Source organism: Streptomyces sp. NPDC055078, assembly GCF_053607985.1.
Map to the genome: position 1 here is coordinate 1 of NZ_JBSGUP010000683.1, position 4282 is coordinate 4282.

Below are 4282 nucleotides of genomic sequence, written 5' to 3' on the forward strand. Positions count from 1 at the left end.
GCGCCGCTGTGCCTTTCCCGTACGGCCTCAGGGTTCGGATCTGCCTCAGGGGCCGGATCGGCTCCAGGGACCGGATCGGCCCAGGGTCCCGGACACACTCCCCGCCGCGCCGCCTTCCGTGCGGCCCCGTACGGGGCGCTGCGGGCCCTGCGGGGGCTTCCCCCGGTGCGGGCCCGTCGGGCACCCGGGCGGGCGGCTCAGGCGCGGCCCATGGCCCGCTCCAGGGCGATCTCGATGACGACCCGGTCCGGGTTGGGGCCGGGCGTCCGGCCGTAGCGCTCCGCGTAGCGCCGTACGGCCTCCGCCACCCGCTCCGGCTCCGTCCGGACGCGCGCCCGGCCCTCCAGGGTCGCCCAGCGCCCGCCGTCCACCTGGCACACGGCCACCCGCGCGCCGCCCGCGTCGGGGGACTCCAGGATGTTGGCGACTTTTCGGCTGCCCTTGTTGGTGATCACCCGGGCGAGACCCGCCTCGGGGTCGTAGGTCACTCCCACCGCGACGACGTGCGGGCTGCCGTCCGGCCGCTGGGTCGTCAGTGAGCACAGGTGGTATTCGCGCCAGAACGCGAGGTACTCGGGGCGGGGATCGCGTACGTCTGTGGGCATGGCGGCAGCGTAGTCGCGGCGATCCCCGGCGTCCGGCGTGGTGCGATGGGATGGCGCGAACAGGGTTGAGTGGAATAGACTCAACTTTGTGCAGGTTGAAGGTGTCAGTGTTGAGGGGCAGTCGTGCCCGCCGCCGACATGACTGCCGACAAGACCGTGTACGAGGTGTACGAGAACGCGTACACGTACGAGAACGCGTACAGGTACGTGTACGCGAACACGTACGAGAACGCCGCCTGTCAGAAGCCTGCCAGAAGGAGGAGAGACCGCACGTGGACGCCGAACTGACGAACAAGAGCCGCGACGCCATCAACGCCGCCACCAACCGGGCGGTGTCCGCGGGGCACCCCGATCTGACCCCCGCGCATCTGCTGCTCGCGCTGCTCACCGGCCAGGACAACGAGAACATCATCGACCTGCTGGCCGCCGTCGAGGCCGATCAGGCGGTCGTGCGGGCGGGCGCCGAGCGGGTGCTCGGCGCGCAGCCCAGTGTCGCCGGTTCGACGGTCGCGCCTCCGCAGCCCAACCGGGAGTTCCTCGCCGTCATCGCCGACGCCTCGCGGCACGCCAAGGAGCTGGGCGACGACTATCTCTCCACCGAGCATCTGCTGATCGGCCTCGCCGCCAAGGGCGGGCAGGCCGGTGAGGTGCTGAGCGCCCAGGGCGCGTCCGCCAAGCGGCTGCTGGCGGCGTTCGAGGCCGTACGGGGCGGGCGCCGGGTGACCACCGCCGACCCTGAGGGCCAGTACAAGGCGCTGGAGAAGTTCGGCACGGACTTCACCGCCGCCGCCCGCGACGGCAAGCTCGACCCGGTCATCGGCCGGGACCAGGAGATCCGCCGGGTCGTCCAGGTGCTCTCCCGCCGTACCAAGAACAACCCCGTCCTCATCGGTGAGCCCGGTGTCGGCAAGACCGCCGTCGTCGAGGGTCTCGCCCAGCGCATCGTCAAGGGCGATGTGCCCGAGTCGCTGAAGAACAAGCGGCTCGTGGCGCTCGACCTCGGCGCGATGGTCGCGGGTGCGAAGTACCGGGGCGAGTTCGAGGAGCGGCTCAAGACGGTGCTCTCCGAGATCAAGGAGAGCGACGGCCAGATCATCACCTTCATCGACGAGCTGCACACGGTCGTCGGCGCGGGCGCGGGCGGCGACTCTGCCATGGACGCCGGCAATATGCTCAAGCCGATGCTGGCCCGCGGTGAGCTGCGCATGGTCGGCGCGACCACCCTGGACGAGTACCGCGAGCGGATCGAGAAGGACCCGGCGCTGGAGCGGCGCTTCCAGCAGGTGCTGGTAGCCGAGCCGACCGTCGAGGACACCATCGCGATCCTGCGCGGTCTCAAGGGCCGGTACGAGGCCCACCACAAGGTCCAGATCGCCGACTCCGCGCTGGTGGCGGCGGCCACCCTCTCCGACCGTTACATCACCTCCCGCTTCCTGCCCGACAAGGCGATCGACCTGGTGGACGAGTCCGCCTCCCGGCTGCGGATGGAGATCGACTCCTCACCTGTCGAGATCGACGAGTTGCAGCGCGTCGTCGACCGGCTGCGGATGGAGGAGCTGGCGCTGAAGAACGAGGCCGACGCCGCGTCCAAGCAGCGGCTGGAGAAGCTGCGCCGCGACCTCGCCGACAAGGAGGAGGAGCTGCGCGGTCTCACCGCCCGCTGGGAGAAGGAGAAGCAGGGCCTCAACCGCGTCGGTGAGCTGAAGGAGAAGCTGGACGAGCTGCGCGGCCAGGCCGAACGGGCCCAGCGCGACGGCGACTTCGACTCCGCATCCAAGCTGCTGTACGGGGAGATCCCGTCCCTGGAGCGCGAGCTGGCCGAGGCGTCCGAGGCCGAGGAGGAGGCCCGTACCGGCGGGGTCGCCACCATGGTCAAGGAGGAGGTAGGACCCGACGACATCGCCGATGTGGTCGGCTCCTGGACCGGTATCCCGGCCGGGCGGCTGCTGGAGGGCGAGACCCAGAAGCTGCTGCGGATGGAGGAGGAGCTGGGGCGGCGGCTGATCGGCCAGTCCGAGGCGGTGCGCGCGGTGTCCGACGCCGTACGGCGCACCCGCGCGGGCATCGCCGACCCCGACCGGCCCACCGGCTCGTTCCTCTTCCTCGGCCCGACGGGCGTCGGCAAGACCGAGCTGGCGAAGGCCCTCGCGGACTTCCTCTTCGACGACGAGCGGGCGATGGTCCGCGTCGATATGTCGGAGTACAGCGAGAAGCACAGCGTCGCCCGGCTGGTGGGCGCCCCTCCCGGCTACATCGGTTACGAGGAGGGCGGCCAGCTCACCGAGGCGGTGCGCCGCCGCCCGTACAGCGTGATCCTGCTGGACGAGGTGGAGAAGGCGCACCCGGAGGTCTTCGACATCCTGCTCCAGGTCCTGGACGACGGCCGGCTCACGGACGGACAGGGCCGTACGGTCGACTTCCGGAACACGATCCTGATCCTCACCTCCAATCTGGGCAGCCAGTTCCTGGTCGATCCCCACCTCGGCGACGAGGAGAAGAAGCAGCGGGTCCTGGAAGTCGTCCGGGCCTCTTTCAAGCCGGAGTTCCTCAACCGGCTGGACGATCTGGTGGTCTTCTCCGCGCTGGACAAGGGCGAGCTGGAACGCATCGCGAAGCTCCAGCTCGACCGGCTCGCCGCCCGGCTCGCGGAGCGCCGGCTCACCCTGGACGTCACCCCGGCGGCGCTGGAGTGGCTGGCCGAAGAGGGCAACGATCCCGCGTACGGCGCCCGCCCGCTGCGGCGGCTGGTGCAGACGGCGATCGGGGACCGGCTCGCCCGGGAGATCCTCGCGGGCGAGGTGACCGACGGCGACACCGTGCGGGTGGACCGCTTCGAGGACGGTCTGATCGTGGGCCCGGTGTCGGGCCCGGTGTCCGGTAAGACCCTGTAGTTCCGCCACCACGGAGGGACGGGCCGGGGGAGGGGTTGTCAGCCCCGCCCCGGCATGGGGGAGGATGGCGCCCATCCGCACGAAGGGAAATCCACGGTGACCATCGATCCGTCCTCGATTCCGAATTTCGGGGGCCAGACCCAGCCGCAGGCCCCAGGACCGGCGGGCCCCGTCGTGCCCGACCAGGACCTGGTCAAGCAGCTCCTCGACCAGATGGAGCTGAAGTACATCGTCGACGACGAGGGAGACCTCGCCGCGCCGTGGGAGGAATTCCGCACGTACTTCATGTTCCGCGGCGAGGACGAGCAGCAGGTCTTCTCCGTCCGGACGTTCTACGACCGGCCGCTGCCCGTCGAGGACCGTCCCCAGATCCTCGACACCGTCGACGACTGGAACCGCCGCACCCTGTGGCCCAAGGTCTACACCCACCTCCACGACGAGGAGGAGGACGCTCCGGCGACCATCCGGCTCATCGGTGAGGCGCAGATGCTCATCGGTACGGGGGTGAGCCTGGACCACTTCGTGTCGTCCACCGTCAGCTGGGTGCGCGCCGCGATCGAGTTCGACAAGTGGCTCACGGAGCGGCTCGGGCTGGCGCCCGCGGACGAGAAGCCCGGGGACGAGAAGCCCACCGACGCCTGAGCCGATGGCGGGTGCGGCGGCACCCCGGGCGCGTTCAGCGCGTGATCGCAGCATGATCGGTGCATGTGTCAGTGCATGAGGTCAGTGCATGAGTCGGAGCGTGATCAGAGCGCGATCGGCGACAGCGTCAGCAGATACGTCCCG

General features: G+C 70.2%; 4 protein-coding genes. 3 read left to right on the forward strand and 1 reads right to left on the reverse strand.

Annotation, left to right across the window (positions count from 1 at the left end; genetic code table 11):
* Positions 1 to 197: 197 nt before the first annotated feature.
* On the reverse strand, positions 198 to 605 hold the full coding sequence (locus ACWF94_RS34720; protein WP_453497929.1) for a pyridoxamine 5'-phosphate oxidase family protein: 408 nt from the start codon (positions 603 to 605) through the stop codon (positions 198 to 200).
* 123 nt (positions 606 to 728) lie between these two features.
* Between ACWF94_RS34720 and ACWF94_RS34725 the strand changes: the two genes are divergently transcribed.
* The 3 genes from ACWF94_RS34725 (at position 729) to ACWF94_RS34735 (ending at position 4138) form a co-directional block, all read left to right on the forward strand.
* Entirely contained in the window at positions 729 to 893 is a 165-nt protein-coding gene (locus ACWF94_RS34725; protein WP_453497932.1) for a hypothetical protein, read from the forward strand.
* Positions 878 to 3496: an ATP-dependent chaperone ClpB gene (clpB, locus tag ACWF94_RS34730; RefSeq protein WP_453497935.1), complete on the forward strand. Its 2619-nt coding sequence runs from the start codon at positions 878 to 880 to the stop codon at positions 3494 to 3496. Before ACWF94_RS34725 ends, clpB begins: the two co-directional genes overlap by 16 nt.
* Before the next feature lie 96 nt (positions 3497 to 3592).
* The gene (locus ACWF94_RS34735) at positions 3593 to 4138 is read left to right on the forward strand and encodes a YbjN domain-containing protein (protein WP_453497938.1); all 546 of its coding nucleotides are present in this window, start codon (positions 3593 to 3595) and stop codon (positions 4136 to 4138) included.
* Positions 4139 to 4282: the final 144 nt, after the last annotated feature.

Excerpts from the sequence above, each read along its gene's own strand:
- ACWF94_RS34720 (WP_453497929.1), bottom strand. The coding sequence starts at position 605 with ATGCCCACAGACGTACGCGATCCCCGCCCCGAGTACCTCGCGTTCTGG.